This window comes from Oceanirhabdus sp. W0125-5 (genome assembly GCF_027938815.1).
GTDB lineage: Bacteria > Bacillota > Clostridia > Clostridiales > Clostridiaceae > Oceanirhabdus.
Genome location: NZ_CP115913.1, coordinates 3,278,998 through 3,300,186, shown reverse-complemented (window position 1 = coordinate 3,300,186; position 21,189 = coordinate 3,278,998). Strand labels below are relative to the sequence as shown.

19 protein-coding genes are annotated in these 21,189 nt (G+C 28.6%); 3 read left to right on the top strand and 16 right to left on the bottom strand.

The genetic code is table 11. From position 1 onward, the window contains the following. Positions 1-24 precede the first annotated feature (24 nt). The 5 genes from OW730_RS15195 to OW730_RS15175 form a co-directional block, all read right to left on the bottom strand. Positions 25-1,041: a metallophosphoesterase gene (locus OW730_RS15195; RefSeq protein ID WP_271224900.1), complete on the bottom strand. Its 1,017-nt coding sequence runs from the start codon at positions 1,039-1,041 to the stop codon at positions 25-27. Between the two features lie 20 nt (positions 1,042-1,061). Continuing rightward, complete coding sequence (locus OW730_RS15190) at positions 1,062-2,216, bottom strand: aromatic amino acid transport family protein (protein ID WP_271224899.1); 1,155 nt, start codon at positions 2,214-2,216, stop codon at positions 1,062-1,064. A 53-nt stretch (positions 2,217-2,269) separates the two neighbouring features. Beyond that, on the bottom strand, positions 2,270-3,043 hold the full coding sequence (locus OW730_RS15185) for a metallophosphoesterase family protein (RefSeq protein WP_271224898.1): 774 nt from the start codon (positions 3,041-3,043) through the stop codon (positions 2,270-2,272). 86 nt (positions 3,044-3,129) lie between these two features. Beyond that, the gene (locus OW730_RS15180) at positions 3,130-3,645 is read right to left on the bottom strand and encodes a GNAT family N-acetyltransferase (RefSeq protein WP_271224897.1); all 516 of its coding nucleotides are present in this window, start codon (positions 3,643-3,645) and stop codon (positions 3,130-3,132) included. 344 nt (positions 3,646-3,989) lie between these two features. Beyond that, positions 3,990-4,313, bottom strand: coding sequence for a four-helix bundle copper-binding protein (locus OW730_RS15175; protein WP_271224896.1), 324 nt, complete (start codon positions 4,311-4,313; stop codon positions 3,990-3,992). 301 nt (positions 4,314-4,614) lie between these two features. Here OW730_RS15175 and OW730_RS15170 point away from each other — a divergent pair, with 301 nt between their 5' ends. Then, entirely contained in the window at positions 4,615-5,136 is a 522-nt protein-coding gene (locus tag OW730_RS15170; RefSeq protein ID WP_271224895.1) for a hypothetical protein, read from the top strand. Between the two features lie 138 nt (positions 5,137-5,274). Here OW730_RS15170 and OW730_RS15165 read toward each other — a convergent pair whose 3' ends face one another. Together OW730_RS15165 and OW730_RS15160 are read right to left on the bottom strand one after the other, a co-directional pair. Then, complete coding sequence (locus OW730_RS15165) at positions 5,275-6,981, bottom strand: glucosaminidase domain-containing protein (RefSeq protein ID WP_271224894.1); 1,707 nt, start codon at positions 6,979-6,981, stop codon at positions 5,275-5,277. Between the two features lie 99 nt (positions 6,982-7,080). After that, on the bottom strand, positions 7,081-8,775 hold the full coding sequence (locus OW730_RS15160) for a HAMP domain-containing methyl-accepting chemotaxis protein (RefSeq protein WP_271224893.1): 1,695 nt from the start codon (positions 8,773-8,775) through the stop codon (positions 7,081-7,083). A 479-nt stretch (positions 8,776-9,254) separates the two neighbouring features. Between OW730_RS15160 and OW730_RS15155 the strand changes: the two genes are divergently transcribed. Beyond that, the gene (locus tag OW730_RS15155) at positions 9,255-9,701 is read left to right on the top strand and encodes a hypothetical protein (RefSeq protein WP_271224892.1); all 447 of its coding nucleotides are present in this window, start codon (positions 9,255-9,257) and stop codon (positions 9,699-9,701) included. 87 nt (positions 9,702-9,788) lie between these two features. Here the strand turns inward: OW730_RS15155 and OW730_RS15150 are convergent, their stop codons facing one another. Then, positions 9,789-11,048, bottom strand: coding sequence for an HD-GYP domain-containing protein (locus OW730_RS15150; protein WP_271229581.1), 1,260 nt, complete (start codon positions 11,046-11,048; stop codon positions 9,789-9,791). A 674-nt stretch (positions 11,049-11,722) separates the two neighbouring features. On the opposite strand from OW730_RS15150, the gene OW730_RS15145 reads away from it, so the two are divergent. Continuing rightward, on the top strand, positions 11,723-12,421 hold the full coding sequence (locus OW730_RS15145; RefSeq protein ID WP_271224891.1) for a TIGR01906 family membrane protein: 699 nt from the start codon (positions 11,723-11,725) through the stop codon (positions 12,419-12,421). 580 nt (positions 12,422-13,001) lie between these two features. Here OW730_RS15145 and OW730_RS26940 read toward each other — a convergent pair. From OW730_RS26940 to OW730_RS15105, 8 genes are all read right to left on the bottom strand, one after another. Next, entirely contained in the window at positions 13,002-13,124 is a 123-nt protein-coding gene (locus tag OW730_RS26940) for a methyltransferase (RefSeq protein WP_271229580.1), read from the bottom strand. Between the two features lie 430 nt (positions 13,125-13,554). Next, positions 13,555-15,996, bottom strand: a complete 2,442-nt coding sequence (locus OW730_RS15135) for a heavy metal translocating P-type ATPase (RefSeq protein ID WP_271224890.1) — start codon at positions 15,994-15,996, stop codon at positions 13,555-13,557. 141 nt (positions 15,997-16,137) lie between these two features. After that, the gene (lgt, locus tag OW730_RS15130) at positions 16,138-16,902 is read right to left on the bottom strand and encodes a prolipoprotein diacylglyceryl transferase (protein WP_271224889.1); all 765 of its coding nucleotides are present in this window, start codon (positions 16,900-16,902) and stop codon (positions 16,138-16,140) included. A gap of 78 nt (positions 16,903-16,980) precedes the next feature. Beyond that, positions 16,981-19,332, bottom strand: coding sequence for a hypothetical protein (locus OW730_RS15125; protein WP_271224888.1), 2,352 nt, complete (start codon positions 19,330-19,332; stop codon positions 16,981-16,983). Next, positions 19,333-19,584: a DUF2933 domain-containing protein gene (locus OW730_RS15120; protein ID WP_271224887.1), complete on the bottom strand. Its 252-nt coding sequence runs from the start codon at positions 19,582-19,584 to the stop codon at positions 19,333-19,335. A gap of 54 nt (positions 19,585-19,638) precedes the next feature. Further along, a complete protein-coding gene (locus OW730_RS15115; protein ID WP_271224886.1) occupies positions 19,639-20,247 on the bottom strand; it encodes a hypothetical protein in 609 nt (202 codons plus the stop codon). Positions 20,248-20,371: 124 nt separating this feature from the next. After that, a complete protein-coding gene (locus OW730_RS15110; RefSeq protein WP_271224885.1) occupies positions 20,372-20,884 on the bottom strand; it encodes a hypothetical protein in 513 nt (170 codons plus the stop codon). 61 nt (positions 20,885-20,945) lie between these two features. Next, positions 20,946-21,188, bottom strand: coding sequence for a hypothetical protein (locus OW730_RS15105; RefSeq protein WP_271224884.1), 243 nt, complete (start codon positions 21,186-21,188; stop codon positions 20,946-20,948). Position 21,189 lies beyond the last annotated feature (1 nt).

Below are 21,189 nucleotides of genomic sequence, written 5' to 3'. Positions count from 1 at the left end.
TAATCTATATTAGAGTCGTAAAAATTATTTGTTTTGCCCTCTAACAAAGTTAGAAACTACAGTTGTAAGAGGAACAGGATCTACACTAAATGAAACATCATTATTTACAGTAATTAAAGTCCCACCTCTTTGGGTATATTTTTTACTAATATTTGAATATCCTAAGAAGTCAATTGACATACCATATGTCATCATGATGCCCCTATAAGTTAATGAAAGAGTGTTTAAATGATCATGACCACAGAAAATTCCTTTGATTATTCCATTCTCTATTGCCTTTTCAAAGAAGTTCGGCTTATATTTTGATATTCCAAAATAATCATTACTTTCTCCAATACTCCCAAAATTATATTTAACACTTTTATCTCCAAGTTTCATTTTCTCATAAGCTTCCTTGAATTCTGGTAGTGGCATATGGAAAAAGGCTAAAGCTTTTAAATCAAGATTTTGTTTTTTAAGCTTGGACAATTCTTTCATACACCATGCTGTTTGCTCTTCACGAATGCAATCAAATCCACTATAGTACCAACCATCCCTGTACATATTTGAGTCTAAAATAACAAGTGCCATTAACAATTGATCTTGGTAATTATGTAACTTTATTATGTAATTACCTAGACCAGTGAGACTTCTGTCCCCTTTAGCAAAAATGCTGTATTTACCCTCAATAATAATATCTGCAATTTGATTTTTATCACCTTTTGAACCCATTTCAATGTCATGATTACCAAATAAGTAGGCATAGGGAACCTTAAAGGAATCCATAAATTCTACTAGTTTTTTAGCCTGTTTGATATTATTTCTAGTGCCTGCTTTTAATATGTATGGAAAGATACTATCTCCCGTTAGAATAATTAAATCAGGTTTTGTTTCTTTAACTAGTTTTGTTACAGCTGCCGCTGCTAATTTATCTTGCTTTTTAGATAATATTCCAAATCCAAAATGTAAATCAGTTAATTGTAATATTTTATAAGGTTTTTCACCTGTTTTTAAAACAAAATGATTATCTTTATCTCTGTAAAACATAGGATTGTTATACATATGCTAATTCCTCCGATTTATTACGTTAAAGGTAACATGGCTCCTACTGCACAAATTACTGTAGATATTACCATGATAACTTGAAATGGCAATGTTCCAAACATGCCACATATTGGACTAGCTCCAGCTTTTTTTCTTGATTTGTTATATGTAAATATAAGCATTACAGCAACAAGTACTACTACTCCCGACATTATTCTTGTTAAAATAATAAAACTATTAACACCAAATATCGCAAATAATAAGGAAGGTATTGTAGCTAATAACCAACAAACCTTATTATTTATCTCAATTTGTTCATGGACAACATCACGAAGACTTAATGTGTTAGACCAAAATGTAGTTAAGAGCGCAAATAATGAAAATAACCCTGCAAGAATAGCAGCCCAGCGCCCGATACTCTCACCTAATTGAAGATAAGCAAGTTCCTTATCTAATGGACCCTTTACCCCTAACAAAACAGTTGTCGTTACAATTAATACAAAAAATGATGATATTGCAAAGCCTAAGAAAATCGAAGTCCTGATTTTTTTAACATTACCATTCAATCCTTTTACTGACTGGATAACAGCTTGGTTAGCAGAAGTTGCGAAAACAACCATGCTATATAACCCCAACATATTATTGATATGCATTTTAGATGTATGCAGTTCATTTAGCGGTTGTATAAAAGTTCCAATGCTCATGGCCACAACGATTAACATCAAAACTGTTACTGTATACTTTTGGGCAATTCCTACAGCCTTCATTCCCATAAAAACTACGATACCAGCTAAAAGATAATATATTAACTGAGCCATAGAAAATGGTACATTGAGCCAATTCACTATTATTTGTGCTCCACCATTAATATTACCACTAACACCAACAATAATTGCTAATCCATAAACAGTAAACATAACCCAACTAAAGATTTTTTTAGATTTCCCTTTAAATAATTCACCTTCAAAACTTTTAACAAGCTGAACACCACCATTATTATACGACAACTCAGCAATAAGTAAGTGCAATATAACATTAATCACATATGCTAGTATTACCATCCAAATAACATCTTTAAGACTGTTTTTAGTTGCTAAATAAGGTACTGCGATAATTCCTGTACCAATACTATGTCCAACAATCATACTCGTTGCTTCAAATACAGTGAATTTTGCTTCACTTTGTATTTTCATTTATCTCCCCCCAATATAATTAAACATTATGATATGTCTTTATACACTATTGCTTACTTATTATGATCTTGTGTACCAAAGTAATTATGTGCTGTTAATATGGTAGTAACCATATTCATCGACCAATTGCGATATTTTTCAAAATATCCATTTTTCTCAAAATCCTCTACTAGTTTTAATCTGTCATATTCAACATACTGTCTTGATGATGTAATATTGCCTTCAAAAATATCTAATATAATATATTGTGCTCTTGTATCTCCATTAAATGGCATCCCTACAGAACTAGGACATATAAACCTTTTCCCATTCACTTCTTCATCCATGAACAAATGATAATGCCCAAAAATACAAACATCGCTCTCCATGTTATTAGCAATATCAGCAAGACCTTTCATATTAGGAATATTATTTTCTCTTTTTAAACTATCAATTACTGTAAAGACTTCGATATCTGATGGATTATGGCACAAATACATAGAGATGCCTTCCTTTTCTATCAAAATATTTGATGGAAGTGACTTCAAAAATGATACACGTTTTAAACCTAGTTCGTTGTATATTTGCTTATTAACCTCATATATCCAATCAGCATTTTCTTCTATTGGAGTTATTAATTCATCAATATTACCTGATATGATTAAATTCTTTTGACTTTGCTTTTGATAACGCATTAGCAAATCAACAGTTTCATTTGAGCCACTACCTCCAAAAATATAATCACCTAGAAAAAAAATCATATCTATATCTCTATTACGTATATCATTCAATACTGCTTCAAAAGCAATATGATTACTATGTATATCTGCTACTACTGCAATTCTCATAAAATACTTGCCTCCTCTCGTTCATAAAAATTTAGATTTAACCTAATTGGTATATCCATAATTTCTATAAGATCTATCCTATGTGTTTATACTTCAAGTTTATATACCAGCATTCCTTTTCCATATGGGTCATCATCTGCATCAAACTCCTCATTTACATACTTATATCCTGCTTTTTCTAGTACACGACATGATGCATTATTACCTTGTACAACTCTTCCGTATAATTCAGTAAACGAAAAATTTTGTACTGCATACTTTGTAAATCCTTGCAATGCTTCTGTAGCATATCCATTGCCTTGATATGCCTCACAAATTGAATAGCCTATTTCAATTCCTCCAGGTGACTCATTAATACCTGCGTCACCGATAAGCTCGTTATTTTCTTTTAATTCAATTGCCAGAACAAAGGGAAGTTCACCTTCGTCACTATTTTCATTAAAAAACTCAATAGCTTCCCTTGCTTCATCAATAGTTTCATAACTCTCATTAGGAATCCATTTTTTCAAACTTTCTTCCTTATGATGCATATAAATCTTTGATACATCAGATTGCTGAAACCGTCTAACCCCTAAACGTCTTGTTTCAAATAGATAATTCATTATTCCAACTCCTAAGTAAATAATAATAAAAAAACATCATTAAATTGAATTATTCTACAATTTATTGAATTACCCTTCTTAAAAACTATTAATACGATAATATTCTTATATTTTAATCTTAACTATTACAATGTAATTCATAAAATACAAAAAGACTGTGAAGTTTTAGCCAAAATAGCTTTCTTCAAAGTCTTTCTCTTCTTTCATTCTTGATTTTTTTTCGAAATTGCCTTTACTATTCTTAAATGATATTATCATTTGTTTTCAAAGTTGTTTAAATCGTTTCTCTTTTTATATGTATCTGTTTTTATAGTTGAAATACATAGTATTCAATGCAAATTATATTATAGTATCATTGAATAATCTTTACATTCTTTTGCACATTTCAAACACATTTCAGCACAATTTTGTGACTCTCTATCGCCGAATTTTTCACATTCTTTGGCACACTTATCGCATATAAACGCAACAAAATCAGCCGAATATTTTGAAAATAAACTGTGACGGGCAATATATTTTGCAGCTAGAGTACAAGCATCCGCACAGTCTCGCAGTAAACGAATCTGTTTTTTTCTTAATTCACAATCATCATCTTCACCAAAAAATGTAACCATATACTCACACATGGATTCACAGTTTTGAATAACTATTAATAAAGGGGCGTGCATTATAGTTCTCCTTTCAAAAAATACTTACATTATAAGATATTCCCCAAATTTTAAATGATTCATTTTTAACGTTAATTTTAATATTTTAATCATATGTAAATCTTTAATATGTTTAATAGAGTCACCTAAAACATATCACTTAATAGAATTTTAATAATATACTAATTATAAAAAGAATTAGTATAAAGCATCCTCATTCTACATAAGTATAAATTTTTACATGCATCTTCTTTAAAACTTTGATTTATGTTGTAGTATAAATAACATTAAAAATAATTATATCAATTTTAGGAGTTTAATAATGAATGAAAAAATTTTTATTATAAATTTCTTCGACAAAAATGAAATGAAATGGTATGAAAAAGAAGAACTAAAAAAAGAACATGGTGTAAGTAACTCGAAATATCGTCAAGAATATAAGTATGAACATACTAAATGGTATCATGAAACGGGTATGCCTCCTATTGAAGCTCCTATAAGTGACGATTTTACAAATGAGTATGTGCAACTCCCGCCTTTGTTAGAGTTTCAAGAATATGAAGAGTATGTACCTATTAAAAACAATGAAGATATTGAGAAATATGAGTATGAAGAAAGACATGAGGAAAGTACTAAACATTATGCAGTAAAAGGACCTACATTTTTTTTACATGAGTTAGGAATACAACCCCCTAAACCTACTTTTGGAAACGGCTTAAAGTTGGAAAATCACTTTGAAGAACCTTTAGAATTAACACCATTAGTGCAGCTTGAGAAATATAAAGAATTTGAAGAATATGAGGAATTTCAAGATATATCACCTTATTTAGAGGTTGAAGACTAGCTTTTGATTTATTACTAGGTAAACTTATTTGACTTTAATATCAGAAAAAGAACTCTAGTAAATCAATAGGATTTACTTGTTCCTAATCTTCCAATAGTACACAAACTTGAACAACAAAAGCACAGTTTCCTGTGCTTTTTAAGGTCTAGACTTTTCAATTTTCTTCATTATTTTATCAATGTTTTTTCCCCAATTAGCGTCACCACTATATCTTTCCCCTAAAACTATTAGGTTTTGCATTCCATTATTAAGGTATTGGGTTCTTATGAGTTTAGCGAAAGCCTCAATAGACTCTTCTTTTGTTGTAAATGACCGCTCTGAAGGATCATCCTCGCTTTCTAATATGGCTACTGCCGTTGTGAAGATTGGATTTATTTTATATTTCCTTGATATTTTATAGAAGTTTTCTTCTAACCCCTCTAACTCTGTTCCTCTTAAGTAAGACTTAATCTTATTTAATGTTAATTTTTCCTTATCTATAACCTTGTGATTTTCATCAGTTACTGTTTTTTCTATTTTCTTCATTATTATGTCAACGTTTTTTCCCCAATTAGCGTCATCGCTATATCTTTCCCCTATAACTGTTAGGTTTTGTATTCCATTATTAAGGTATTGGGTTCTTATGAGTTTAGCGAAAGCCTCAATAGACTCTTCCTTTGTTGTAAAGTCTTCAAAATCCTCATATGAAGTTTGTCCTGCGTTGCTATCACTTAATACATTTTCATATGAAGAATTCAAGTTATTTCCTTCCAATAATTTATAAATCTTCGTGACATTTGGAATCCAATATTTATTTTTATTCTTAGGGTCATTAAGGGCACCTATAGGAGCATATTTATTACCAATCTCTGAAACTGAATCTAACCCTTTGTCAAAATAATTTTTTTTCAAATTATCAAACATTCTTTTTATACCTGTTTCTAAAGAAGTAAACTTTACAAGTGTACTCCAATTAGTTTCATGATTCATAATTCCCCCTGGATTATTTAAATATTTTATAGCATAGGATTCTCCATTTCCAGTTTCATGCACAGCTATAGCTGCAACAAATAAGGGATCTATTTCGTATTTTTCTCCAAATTTTATAAAATACTTACCTGTACCCTTTAAGGCACCTTTGAAGTAGCTTTCTAATTTATTTTCATCAGTAAACGACTTATATTCATGATTAGTAGTTATTTTCTTATTTTCATTATATGCAAACAAATTATTTTTATTTTTAGCAAGCGCTGCAGTACCATACTCACTTTCTAATGCTGCTACTGCAGTTGTGAATATTGGATTTAATTTATATTTCTTTGATATTTTATACAAGCTTTCTTCTAATCCAGCTAACTCTGTTCCCCTTAAGTAGACCTTAATCTTTTCTAAGGTTAAATTTTTTTTATCTATAATATTCTGATTCTCTTTATTTTCTGTTTCTTCATTTCTTTTATTATTGTAATTGCTTGAAGTATTATTTTCTTTATTGAGTTGTTTCTCTTCTAAAATTTCTTTTGCATCTTCATTTTCATTCTTAGAGTTTTTTGTATTTATTGCCTCCTTATTAGATTTAGGCTTTCCTATATCACTTAGTTCTTCCTCAGTGAAATTACTTAGTTCATCTTTAGAAGACCCATTCTGAGCTGACAATTCCATCCCTTCTGAATAACCAGGCGTGTCAATTTTTTTTCTTTTATCACCTTTTATAACTGTATCATCTTCTAATTGCCTCGCAAAAACAATTTCATCTAAGTTAATTGATATTATTGAAGCTGTAAACCACAGCGCATATCCCAATAATAAAAATATTATAACTAATGTTATTGTTTGGAGTTTTTTTAGAGTTTTATTGTTTTTAGTCATCATACTTAATTATCGTTCCTTAAAAAATATAATATAGTGGAAAATTAAGGGGACCTAATTAAGTTTCATGAAAAAAACTCAATAAAGTCAGCCATATCTTTATATTTTAAAGTATTCAATTAATTTATTAAGTTTTTCTGTCATTGAATATAAATTACTTGATGTAGCACTGATTTCTTCTATTACTGCTATTTGCTCATTAACATTCTCATTTATACTTTGAGTCGATTTTGAAACATTTTCAGCATTTATAACTACATTCTTTATAGTAGTGGCTACTATTTCTGTTGATTCAGACTGTTTAACAGTATGTTTAGATATTTCCTCTATCTTTTTACTTAGTAATTCAATCCCCTTCATCATTCCAGAAATATTCACATCTGTTTTTTTTGCAATTGAAGTACTTTCTCTAACTTTATTTTCTGCTAGACCTATACTTTTCACTGCTATTTCAGCTTTATTTTGCACCTCAATAATCATATCTTCGATAGCAATCGCTGATTCTGCACTCTCTTGAGCAAGATTTTTCACTTGTTCTGCAACTACAGTAAACCCTTTACCTTGTTCTCCAGCTCTTGATGCTTCAATAGCTGCATTTAAAGCAAGCATGTTAGTTTGGTCCGATATACCTTTTATAATATCTGTAATGTCATTAATCTTTGAGGATAATTCACTTAGTTCATTTATTGAACCTTTTACTTCTTTTGTTGCTATTTCTACTTCAACAATAACATTTACTATTTGATCAACTGATTCTTTTCCTTTAATTGCTGATTCACTTAATATTTGAAAATCACTATTTATCTCATTAGTGTAGTTTGATATATCACTAGCACTTTTTGATATACTATGCACATTTTCCTCAACATCTTCTACATATTCCACGACTTCCTGTATACTATTTGATATTTCAGAAATTTTATATCCTATTTCATTCATAAACTTACTAGACTCTTCTGTTGTATAAGACAATTCTTTATTACTCTCTTCCATATCTGCAGATGAAATTTTGATATTTGAAACAATTTCTTTTAATTTCTCTCCAGTATTATTTAGGGCTTTAATCAAAACACCTATTTCGTCTCTAGATTTTACTAATATCTTATCTTTGAGATTTCCTTCTGATATGCTTTTTGCTAATTGCACTCCTTTATTCAAAGGTTTTACAATCGAAGATGAAATTGATACTGATAGTATTACAATAAAAAATATTGCAGCAATTATTGATATAATAACTAAAATAACAGCACTATTATATATTCTAATACTTTCCTCATAACTAGTGAATACTTCTTCGTATTTATGATCTGATAAGTCACCAGTTAACCTTTCTATTTCATCCGACAATAACATACTTTGCTTGGATAACTCTAAAGCTTTTTCATCATTTTTATCGAAACTATTTTTAATCACTTCACCTTGAATTTTTTTTAGTTTATTTATTTTATCGACTAATTCTTCAATTTCACCACTATGGCTATCTTCAGCTTCCTCTTTAAATTTATTTAAATTTTTTAGTATACCTTCTGAGTACATTGTTTCAAAATGCTTTGAATGCTCTTTTTTTTCTTCTAATGTTGTAGCTAATAATACATTTTTTTCTGCGCGTTGTACTTTTGCTATAAAATACTGAGCTTCTTTAATATGATAAACTCCTTTAACTTGATCATTATACATAGAACTCATATTATTATTTATACTTTTTATTTGAGCTAATCCAACAACCCCTAAAATAATAAGTAAAACTAAGATTATACTAAATCCTAAAAATAATTTTTTTCTTATACTGTTCATTCTATATCCCCTTTTCAAAATTACAATTTTAAATATAATAAACTCTCTGTAAAATTTAATTATTATATTACTTATAATTTTTATATCTAAGACTTCTTTATGTAAATAATTCCATTAGAACAAGTCATTTCATAGTGTATCACACAATTGTGGGGATTTTATGACGAAATTACATGTATAAATTGATTTTAAATATAAAAATAAGATTCACTTATTTGCTGATACTGGGAATATGGGGAATATATCAACAATATTGAGTGAATCTTATTTAACTGATTGTAATGGTCAATTCCAATCAGTTCTATAACTTAATTATATTAAGTAATTATGGAGCAATTATGTCGTTTTTTATTATTTTTTTCTGTAATATATTTACCATAAAAAACTTTTAAAAGGGCAAAATAAAACTTATATATAATTCACTTTAAAAGACGATTACTTTTATTCAAAAACAATTTTAAAAATTTGGAGTTACTAATATGAGAAGATTCTTTAAAATTTTATGTTTAATAACAGTATTATCATTATTCTTTCATAGTATATGGGAATATTTTCAGTGTGAAGTATTCTATGATGTGGAAGATAGCACAGGTCACATTTTTTTGATGTTAAGTGCTACCTTTGGTGATATTATGATGACAGTTATTTTATATTTAATTCTTTCTATAGTAAATAAAGATTGTGTTTGGTTTCTGTACAGATGGGAATTAAAAGAGTATATTATTATAATTCTTTATTCATTAACATTTAGTTTCTATTTTGAAGCAAATGCATTATACACTAATAGGTGGGGTTATACAAAAGCTATGCCTCTTTTCTATAAAACTAATATTGGTCTATTACCTGTTTTACAACTGCTTATTTTATTTCCATTAACTTTTTTAACATCTAAAATTATTTTAAAATACCTTCTTAAAGATAATTAAAGGGCATATAAGAAAATAACATGGACACAATACAGTGGGTATGTTATTTTCTTATATATTATATGATTATGTTTTAACTCACTTGATTTACAAAAATCTTTTTATTTTATCTTCTATTTTAAGAACTGTATCAACAACATCTTTATCAAATTGAATATTTCTATACTTAGTCAATTCTTCTATTGCTACATTATGTGGAAGACCTTTTCTATATGTTCTATCTGATGTCATAGCATCATATGCATCTGCAACAGCAATAATTCTAGATTCTAATGGTATCTCATTACCCTTAATTCCTAATGGATATCCCCCACCAGCAATTCTCTCATGATGAAACTTTATTATTTGTAATATGTTTTGAAAGGACTCAATGTCTTTCAAAATATTAACTCCTATTTCTGGATGTTCTTTTATTTTATTAAATTCATCTTCTGTTAGTTTTCCAGGTTTATTAAGTATGGCATCTGAAATCCCTATCTTCCCAACATCATGAAGTAATGCAGCAAGCTCAAGACTTTCTAAATCCTTGTTTGAGAAAGTCATATTTTTTCCTATTTCTACAGATATTTTAGCAACTCTCTTTGAATGCCCTGCAGTGTAGGGATCTCGTGCATCTATAGCATTTGATAGTGTTATAATAGTATTTTTATAGGATTTCTGTAGTTTTGAATATGCACCTCTCAATTCCTTGGAATTCTTCATTAGACATTGATTTTGGTAGAACAACTTTTTTGATGTGTTATACATTACTTTCATTAAAAAAAGATAAAGTATTAAAAGTCCAAGAAATATAATTGATGCTATAATTTTTGTTATTGTTCTTATATGTACTCCAATATCCTCATAAGATTTTATAACCTCACTTACACTAATCACTTTGTTATTTTGAATAAATGGTATGTACATTTTAATTACTTTAAATTTCTTATTTTTATTATTAGCTTCCTTATTAATAACTCCTTTAGTAATTACACTATTAGATACATTGGAAAAAGCTTGTCTTAAATTTTTATCATCTTTATATTTTATTTCTATACTATCTTTCATATTTGAATAAAATACTTCACCTTCTATGTTCCATATTCTAATCCCAATAATATTGTAATTTTCAAACACAGATTCTAATTTTGAATCTAAATTTTTAGAATTTACTTCAATTATTAGATTCTCAGTATCTGTTAATTTAATTTCATCTTCAATAATATTATTAAGTGATAAATATGTGATTTCTTCAATATACTCAATGTAATCATTTTCCATGTGTTTATTTATTGCATAAACTAACAAAAGAGCACTTATTAAGGCTGCTAGAAAACTATATATTGCAAATGACTTATGTAATGGCATTTTTTTCAAAGCATATTCCTCCATATAAAAAATATATACAGTGCAATGCTAACATAAAAATATGTGAATTTTATGGAGATTGGTAAGGATTTTTTTACTTACCTAAATATTTATATTACTTTATAAATATCCACTTTAGTTTTTAATTACATTTCATAATATAAATAATTTTTATTAACTTTAAAATAACCCCCTGGAAAAAACAAAGAGGTCCAACTATTCACGCCATATATAATATTCGTTAACTCCCATAGCTTAGGGATGTAAGCATTATCCAGATTAATTAGTTAGTTCGTTCCATACATTGTTGTAATTATTATACTACAATAATTTACATTTATTCACTCGCAAAATCTGATAATACAATAACAAATTCTAAAACTACAAATAACTCATATCTTTAATATTTTCAATATAATATAATTCCCTAGCATGTGAAGATGATATTAAACCTACATTAATTTTCTTAAGAATCTCACATAAATTTATTCATAATTTTAAATCTACGTGAAAATTTTTTATAATAAGTTTTTTAAATAATTTTAATTTAGAACATCCTAGAAACAAAACCCTATTTATCAATAATCAATCATTTTACATTTTTTTATGTTTTATTTCAAAATAGTTCATTTATTTCATCATTTATGTTATAATTCAAACAAAGGAGGGCTTTAATGTCAAACAATATAAAACAAGACGATAAAAATAAACCATATATCTTTTTATGTCAGATTTTAACTGCTTTAAGTTTAACACTATTTGTGATAACTTTATCCGTTAATTTAAGTACATTAAACAAAGGGATATATGCTTTTAGTATTAAAAATTTAAAAATAGAAGATACATCAGGAATGAAAAAAAGTGAAATGGTACAAAACTATAATTCCCTTGTAGATAATTTATATAGTAATTCATATGATTTCAATCTTCCTACTTTACCTTCTTCCACAAATGGTGAAATACACTTTATTGAAGTAAAAAAAATATATGATGTAATTCAAATCATTTTCTATATATCAGGCTCATTAAGTCTTTTAGGATTAATACTTATAAAAAGAGGTTATTTTAGATTTTTAAAATGGTCAGTTATAGCATCAACAGCAACTCCAATTTTACTAGGAGTACTTGCTAGTATTAATTTAGATAAAAGTTTTACAATATTTCATAAAATATTTTTTAATAATGATTACTGGCATCTTGACCCAACTACAGACCCAGTTATAGATATACTACCACAAGAATTTTTTTATTTTAGTGGTGCATCCATCCTGTTGTTAATCTTAACAGGAAGTATTATTCTTCTGTATACATATAAAAGAAAAATTACAACATTTAAACCTTTAAATTCTAAAATTGAAACTGCTAATGTATAGAAGTTTCTAATTTTAATAATCTGATTAATATTTTCTCATAATTAATATACATTCGCTAAAAACGTATATTTCGCTTTAATAAAATTATAAATTTATACCGAAAAGTGAACCCCACCAAAATCATAAGAGGTTCACTTTTTTAACATATTTATTTTTTTCTTTCTTTTCTTTGAATCCCGATAATACAGTAATAATAGTAACTTAAAAATACTAATCTAGAATTGTTTTCTTATAAGTGTTTTGAATAAAGAAATAACTATTAATAAGATTATCCAATTCATGACTAACTTCAAGTATTTCATCCCCTTCTCCTTCCGATATATCTACTCTCCTTACTATTCCCCAACTTGTTCATAGATTCATATTTCAAAGTACTATAAGAAATTTTCTTCTAATTATATTAATAATTAAGGTTTTATACTTTAACTTATTACGATTGTCTAAAGACATATAAAATTTCTGATAAATCGCGAAAAGTTATCCATTTCTTAGGGATAAATGCTGGCCCCTCCTTTTTATATTCTAAATAATCATAACCAAATGTATCAATCATAACCCCTTCTTCTTTATTTGATAATCTTTAATACATAATTAAAAGTGTAGGAGCCATTATTAGTGTAATAATTGTTGGCCATTGAATTAGAAATCCTAAAATAGTTAATGTAAACCCACTATATTGTGGATGGCGAACAAATCGATATATACCATTAGTAACTAATTCACCATTTCCTGAATGTATTCCCTTCCATCCTATTGCAATTATAAAAATTCCAGAAAATATTACTTAAAGGATGTAATATTGAATATAGAACTTTTGAGCCGCCTCCAAGAGCAACCCACAAATGACCATTTAAATGTGTAAATGGATCTAAAACAGGGTACTTATCACCTAAGACAGAAGTCAAAATGTAAATTGTTAATGGATACCCAAACATTTCACTAAATAATGCCACTAAAAATGCCTAAAATGCTCCTAATGTTCTCCAATCTCTTTTGGTTCTTGGTTTAAAAGCAAAATAAACAAATCCTCCGAACATAAGGATATTAAAACTACTGAATCCACAATCCGTATGAATATTGATCCTTAAAATGCATAAATACCCTCCTTTAAATAAATTTTTCCCTCTTAATTATTATTTAACTGGTTTAAACCCTTTTAATCTTAGTGCATTCATTAATACTGATACAGAACTAAGACTCATAGCTCCAGCTGCAATCATGGGATTTAGTAAAGGACCTCCAAAAATATATAGAATACCCATTGCTACTGGAATTCCTAGAGTATTATATGCAAATGCCCAAAATAGATTTTGCTTAATGTTTTTTATTGTCATTTTACTTAACTGAATAGCTGTTGGCACATCCATCAAATCACTTCTCATTAGAACAATATCAGCAGATTCCATAGCTACGTCAGTACCTGAGCCAATTGCAATACCTATATCCGCTTGCGCTAAAGCTGGAGCATCGTTAATTCCATCACCAACCATTGCAACTTTTTTTCCTTCTTTTTGAAGCTTCTTTACTTCATTGGCTTTGTCTTCTGGCAACACTTCTGCCAATACTGTATCAATACCAACCTCCTTTGCGATAGCCTCAGCAGTCTTTTTATTATCTCCTGTTATCATTGCTACCTTTAGCCCCATATCATGAAGTTTATCTATTGCTTTTTTACTGCTTTCTTTAACTGTATCTGCAACAGCTATAATTCCAATAATATTCTTGTCTATTGCAATAAACATTGGAGTTTTACCTTCTCCGGCTAGTTTATGTGATGCATCTTCCAAATCTCTCAAATTAATATTAGTATCAATCATTAATTTTCTATTACCTAGTATAATATTTTGATTTTCTATGATAACCTCTATTCCATGACCAGGGATAGCTTTAAAATTGCTTAGTTTTTTTAATTCTATTCCTTTATAATCTGCTTCTTTAACTATTGCTTCACCTAATGGATGCTCTGATCCTTTTTCTGCAGATGCAGCAATCTGTAACAAATCATTTTTATCAAAATTATCTATAGTAATAATATCAGTAACCTTAGGTTTTCCTTCTGTTATAGTTCCTGTTTTGTCAAAAACAATAGTTTTTATTTTATGAGCTGTTTCTAATGCTGTTCCACTCTTTATAAGAACACCATTTTCAGCCCCTTTACCTGTACCAACCATGATTGCCGTTGGTGTAGCTAATCCCAAAGCACACGGACAAGCTATTACTAGTACAGAGATGAAGATTGTAAGGGCGAATATTGCTGATTTTCCAGCAATCAACCAAGCTACACCTGATACTATTGCTAAAACAATAACAACTGGTACAAAATATCCTGAAATAACATCAGCTAGTTTAGCTATAGGAGCTTTTGATCCTTGAGCTTCTTCAACTAATTTTATAATTTGAGCTAGTGCAGTATCCTTACCAACTCTTGTAGCTTTATATTTTATTGAGCCATTCTTATTAATACTTGCTCCAATTACTTTACTTCCAGAAGTCTTTTCTACAGGTATACTTTCTCCTGTAAGCATTGATTCATCAACTGATGTCATTCCCTCAATTACTTCACCATCCACAGGTATCTTTTCCCCTGGTTTAACTAATAATGTATCTCCTACTACTACCTCATCTATTGGTATTGCTACTTCTTTACCATCTCTTATTACTATAGCTGTTTTTGGTGCTAATCCCATTAGTTTTTTTATAGCTTCAGAGGTTTTTCCTTTAGTGAGTGTCTCTAGATATTTTCCTAATGTTATTAAAGTAAGTATTACCCCTGCCGATTCAAAGTATAAGTCATGTGCATACTTTAAATTACCTTGATAAATTTGATATACTCCAAATATTCCATATAAGAATGCAGCTGCACTTCCTAGAGCTATTAAAGAATCCATGTTTGGGCTTCCTTTAATTAATGACTTAAATCCAACTTCAAAGAATTTATATCCTGCAACTATAACAGGAATAACTAATACTAACTGAACAACTCCAAATCCTTCAGGATTTACTGAAGGGTTTATTACATTAGGTAGCCTTAATCCTACCATAGGACCCATTGCAATAATTAGTAATGGAATCGCAAATATTGCTGATATTATAAATCTCATCCACAGTTGTTTTATAGCTCTCTCTTTCTTTTCTTTATCTTCATCCTTTGAAACTTCTTCTAACACTTTATAACCTGCATTTGAAACTGCCTCTTTTATTTCTGAAATACTTACTTTTTCTTTTTCATAAGAAATATTTAATTTTTCTGAGGCTAAGTTAACATTTACATCTGTAACTCCATCTAACTTTTTCACAGCACGTTCCACGGCTTGTGCACATGATGCTCATGTCATTCCTATAACTTTAAAAGTTTTCCTAAGGGAATCCGTTACAGCTTTGTATCCAGCCTTTTCAATTGCACTCTGTATATCTTTAATACTAACTTTTGATTCATCAAAGGTAATATTAAGTTTCTCTGTTGCAATATTAACATTTGCTTCTACAACACCGAACAGCTTCTTACATGCTCTCTCTACCGACTTAGCACATGTGGCACATGTCATACCTTCTATTTTAAAGATTTTTTCGATCATTTGAATCCCTCCTGTTTTGCAACAAGCTTTATTTTATAAGATATTGAGTTGCATATATATATTTATAATATCTCTACTAAACATAACTTATATACCACTATATATTCCTTTAGTTAGTTTCTAATAATCCATCCTATAATTCTATCCATGTATAAAATAATAAAACCAGATACTAAATGCACCTAAAAGAGCAATTAAAATAAAATGTAACAATGGAATATTTATTGCTTCTTCATTTATAATTTTCAGAACGCTTTGATTCTTTTTGATCTTATTATTAATAATTAGAGTAATGATAATTATAATTAAACTTGTTACATGTACAACTGTGAATGGACCAACTACTATTGGATTAAATCTGAAGAATTCAACAAATCCTCTAATTAAGGAGAAGCCAATAATATATTTAATGAACAATTCTCCATTATATTTAACTTTACTTCTTTTTCTCATTAAGTAAATAAATAATAATAGATTTAATCCTGCCTCATACAACTGAACAGGATGTAATAGTTGCGAATTTACCATAACACCCCATGGATAACTATTACCCATTGGTCTTCCAAAAACATCACAACCGATTCTTCCTATAGCCTGTCCAATTATTATTGCTGGGGCAAATGCATCAGCAGTTTTCCAAAATGATATCTTTTTTATCTTTGTATAGATTAATGCAAAACCAATCCCAGCTATTAAACCGCCTTGAATAGATAATCCACCGCTTCTGAGGGCAAATACTTCTAATGGATTGCTTATATAATATTTTAAGTTAAAAGCGATTATATAATACAGTCTGGCACCAATTACAGATGCAATTATTGTATAAATCGTTAGATCTAATGCCTTGTCTGTGTCTAAACCTTTTCTTTTAACTTCACTTAGCATTACAATCATTCCTATAACCATAGCTATTGCTATAGTTACACCAAATAAGTATAGTGAAAAATGTCCTATTTTAAATAATTCAACAATCCTCTGCCCTCCTTATTTCAATCCTAATTCCTTAAATGGATTTATGTTGTATAGTAATAAATAACATAAACCTCCAATAATTATTGTTGTATTAAATCCTACATTCATTGATAAACTTACTGCTAAAACAGAACCTATAACTGAGAATATACCATTAGCTGCCCACATTAGTGGAATAGCATTGCTACTATGTTTTATCTTGTTTACTTTATTAATTCCTGTAGGGAAAGGCATACCCATTAAAGTTCCCATCGGCAATAATGTTAAAAATACAACAAAGAACTTTCCATATAATCCAAAGTCATTAGTTATAAGAGTTACTTTATCAATTGTTAATAATGTAGTTAATACACTTATTCCAGTAACCACTAAATAAATAGAAGATTCCATCATGTACTTTTTAATAAGTTTTGTTCCACTTAATGCACTACCTATACCACTACTTACTAAGATACTAAATAGCACAAAACTAAAGGCTATAGATGGATTTTCCAAGTATAATGATAACTTTTGTACAATCGGTATTTCGATAAGCATATAAGCAAGTCCAATTATAATAAAATGTCTTGAAATCACTCTTATTTCCTTTTTTCTAAAGAATACCTTACTAATAATTAACCAAATCACCATTAATCCTGAAATTAAGATTATAATTTCATTAGGTACAAGAGAGTTATAATTATAATAAAAAGGACTATTATCAGTAATAGGACTTACCTTTACATTAAACTTTTTAAGCATTTTCTTATAAGTTATTTTATTTTCCTTAATATCTTTATATGGTCCGTATTCTCTTCCTGGATAATGAATAACCTGATATTTTGATTCATTTGCCATAGTTTTTACATTTTCAATTTCTACATCAGTAAATGGATTATTTTTGAAAATTACTAATGGCATCATTATCATGTTTCCATGTGATGCTAAATGTTCCATTCCTACTCCATTTATAACTGTAAAATACTCTGTAACCTCTTCTTGAGGAATCCCTCTATCTAAAAGAACCTTTATACCAGTGTTTATGATTCTTATCATTTCTTTTTCTTCATGTACCATTAAACTTAATTTCCCTTGATCTTTTAAATGATCAAAGTATTCCTCAAAAGCCTCATAGGTATATAGATAGTTTTCAGATAATGAAAACATATTATTCTCTACTGCATTTGTCATTACCATTGAAAGATAAATATTATCATAAACCTCTTTAGTATTTTCGATAAATCTTCTTCCATCTTGGTTATAAACATTTACTTCTGGTCTTCCATAAATGTTACCACTAAATTCTTTGAATTTATTTACTGCATCTATTGATGAGCCATTTATTTCAACTGCATCTATAATCTTTCCTCCACCTAATAGAGCAAATAAGACATCTTTTCCTCCTCCAGAACCTATAACAAGAGCATCCTTATTTTCTCCAATTGCAAATGGAATATAATTAACTTCTTTCTTCAAATAGGCAATTTTATTTAAATCACCATCAAATTTAAGTATTGGTGCAGAAGCAGCTCCGTCAGTTACTATTATCTTTTCATTTTCATCTGATGTTACTAAAACATCAGTTCTCGATATTGCATCCCATTTTGAGTAAGATATTCCCAATGATTTATATGAAGAACTGTTCCTCAAATAATCTATTACAGTGTTTGGACTTGAATAATACGCAGTAAATCCGTTTTCAACACTTCTAATAAAGTTTCCTTGAATTAAAAGAGCTGTTAATATTACAACTATAAAACTATTTATTAATACATACTTTTTAAACCTATAATGAATTAATATTAAAATAACTCCTATCATTGACAGAATAGTTGTTAATACTACACTGAACATGAAACCGAAGGAATTCATTATTTTCAATACAAGTAGGCTTCCAAGAGCAGCCCCTATTAAATCCATAAAATATAGCTTATTACTGTTTTCTCTATATTCTTTAAAAATAATTGATATGATTGCTCCTCCTATAATAAATGGAATCATACCAATCATAATATAAATTAAACTTGATGATAAATAAGGTGATTTATACATTATACCAATAGTCCCAATGATACTTATAGGCAATAACCATGATATTTTAACTAGATCTTTAATATATCTTTTATTTTCACCCTTCTTAGATTTATTATATTTACTTTTATTAAACTGAACATAACCATAAATTCCACCTAAACCACTGCCTAAGATAGCAAATGAAACTACTAAAAAGACCATATTATTACTCAAAATAACTGAAAATAGTCTTGTTAGCAAAACTTCATATATAAATAACGACAGTGTTAAAAAGAATATTGATAAATATATTGGAATAACATATCTTTTTTCCACTTTTTTACGTTTTTCCTTTCCCCCATTTAAATTCATCTATTGTTCATTCTCCATTTCTATTTCTTTATTATCTCTTTTACTACAACATGACTTTCCTTTTACACCTTTTCCTATCATAAATATCATTCCAATATGCATTAAAGGACATATTAGAAATGGTAAAAAAGCTAATGATGCTGATTTTATTCCTAACAAAGGTAGTGCACCTACTAAAATTATTGGCAATAGACAGCATAACATCATCATGAATCCGAACTTAAATATATTACTTTTTTCTCTAAACTTCATTTCTCTTTTCTCCTTTCGATGTATAATTTCTGTAATGTTAATTTTCTAATATTACTAGCTTTTTAGTATTAATTGTAAAATATCTTGCTCCCATTTCAAAAGCCTATTTTCTACATTATCTAATCCTTTTATAGTTAGTTCTATAAATTCTGTTTTGTCAGTTATTAATTCCTTATTTTCAATAACTTTTGGTATCTTATAATATCCCATAAAATGATGCCCATATCCTTCTGATTCCCATAAAATTTCCTTGTTAATTTCAATCCCATCGCTTGTTTTAAATGTTGCCATTTCACTGAAATCATACTGACTAAAATCCACTGTATGTGTATTGAATTGGAGCTGGATTATAATATAATCTTCATCATCTTCTATAACATTAAGCAGTGTTCCAATTATGTCAACTTCACCCTGACTATCTGAACTAACAATTTTATTCTCAATTATCTCTTCAATTTCATTAAATTTATCAAAATCTTTTCTTGAATCACTATCATTATTATCCTTTATAATTTCAATTATCTCTTCATTATTTGATAATGTACTCTCATTATCCTTAGCTTTACTATCATTCAAGTAAAATAAAAATAGCCCAGGAATAATGAATACTAAAACTGAGAGAATAATGATTAATGAAGTCTTTACCTCTTTTTTCTTCTTCAAGTGCATACTCTCCTTATTATTAAATACTATATTTTAAAATGAGATTCACTGTTTTTGTTGGTGTATTGTGTAGGGAGTATATATCAACAATATTAAGTGAATCTCATTTATTAAGCGTTATTTATTAATTGTTAAATCTAGAACCACTCATCATATTTGAATCTCCATGACAACTAGCTGCGCCACCCATTGAATTATGCATTTCAAGCATTTCATCTAAATCCATAGACTCCATCATTCTTGCCATACTTTCATAACCACTTTCTCTCATTATCTCAATCATATTTTCATAATCGTCTTCTGTCATATTACTCATAAATTCATCCATAGCTTCATAATCATTATTTTTCATAAATTTAGCCATATCTTTGTAATCATACTTTTTCATGATCTTTATCATTTTATCATAGCCATTTTCTTTTTTATTCTTTTTATACTCTAGATATTCTCTGAAATCCTCGTCACTAATGTCGATTTTATCTTTCCTATCATCTTTCTGTTCAACAAGTAATTCAGCCTTAGGTTTAGAATGCTCTGCATTCTTTTCATTATTTGTTGTCCCATAGGCTAATTTTGCTGTGAATCCTCCAGCGACTAACATACCTGACATCATTATTACCGCTATTTTTTTTTTCATAATAACTTACCTCCTGAGTTTTTAATTAATATTTAATTTATATATCTTAAAAATTTTATTCTTAATATCCGATTCTTTTCTGCCCTTCTTGATTGTTATTCTCTACTTCCATATCATTTGAGTAATTATGATTTTCTTGATTCCATTCATTGTGTCTTTCTCCATGATGACTATGTTCGCCACAACATCCCCCTCTTGAACTTCTGTGTCTATGACTATGACTTCCGCAGCATCCACCTCTTTTTATCATGTTGTACATAACAAATCCAATTAAAAGAATATATAATATTTGTGAAATTCCCATG

Bases quoted from the DNA above. Each gene is read 5' to 3' on its own strand.
- OW730_RS15195 (WP_271224900.1), bottom strand. From the start codon at position 1,041: ATGTATAACAATCCTATGTTTTACAGAGATAAAGATAATCATTTTGTT.
- OW730_RS15190 (WP_271224899.1), bottom strand. From the start codon at position 2,216: ATGAAAATACAAAGTGAAGCAAAATTCACTGTATTTGAAGCAACGAGT.
- OW730_RS15185 (WP_271224898.1), bottom strand. From the start codon at position 3,043: ATGAGAATTGCAGTAGTAGCAGATATACATAGTAATCATATTGCTTTT.
- OW730_RS15180 (WP_271224897.1), bottom strand. From the start codon at position 3,645: ATGAATTATCTATTTGAAACAAGACGTTTAGGGGTTAGACGGTTTCAG.
- OW730_RS15175 (WP_271224896.1), bottom strand. From the start codon at position 4,313: ATGCACGCCCCTTTATTAATAGTTATTCAAAACTGTGAATCCATGTGT.
- OW730_RS15170 (WP_271224895.1), top strand. From the start codon at position 4,615: ATGAATGAAAAAATTTTTATTATAAATTTCTTCGACAAAAATGAAATG.
- OW730_RS15165 (WP_271224894.1), bottom strand. From the start codon at position 6,981: ATGACTAAAAACAATAAAACTCTAAAAAAACTCCAAACAATAACATTA.
- OW730_RS15160 (WP_271224893.1), bottom strand. From the start codon at position 8,775: ATGAACAGTATAAGAAAAAAATTATTTTTAGGATTTAGTATAATCTTA.
- OW730_RS15155 (WP_271224892.1), top strand. From the start codon at position 9,255: ATGAGAAGATTCTTTAAAATTTTATGTTTAATAACAGTATTATCATTA.
- OW730_RS15150 (WP_271229581.1), bottom strand. From the start codon at position 11,048: ATGCCATTACATAAGTCATTTGCAATATATAGTTTTCTAGCAGCCTTA.
- OW730_RS15145 (WP_271224891.1), top strand. From the start codon at position 11,723: ATGTCAAACAATATAAAACAAGACGATAAAAATAAACCATATATCTTT.
- lgt (WP_271224889.1), bottom strand. From the start codon at position 16,902: ATGGTTATAGGAATGATTGTAATGCTAAGTGAAGTTAAAAGAAAAGGT.
- OW730_RS15125 (WP_271224888.1), bottom strand. From the start codon at position 19,332: ATGAATTTAAATGGGGGAAAGGAAAAACGTAAAAAAGTGGAAAAAAGA.
- OW730_RS15120 (WP_271224887.1), bottom strand. From the start codon at position 19,584: ATGAAGTTTAGAGAAAAAAGTAATATATTTAAGTTCGGATTCATGATG.
- OW730_RS15110 (WP_271224885.1), bottom strand. From the start codon at position 20,884: ATGAAAAAAAAAATAGCGGTAATAATGATGTCAGGTATGTTAGTCGCT.
- OW730_RS15105 (WP_271224884.1), bottom strand. From the start codon at position 21,188: ATGGGAATTTCACAAATATTATATATTCTTTTAATTGGATTTGTTATG.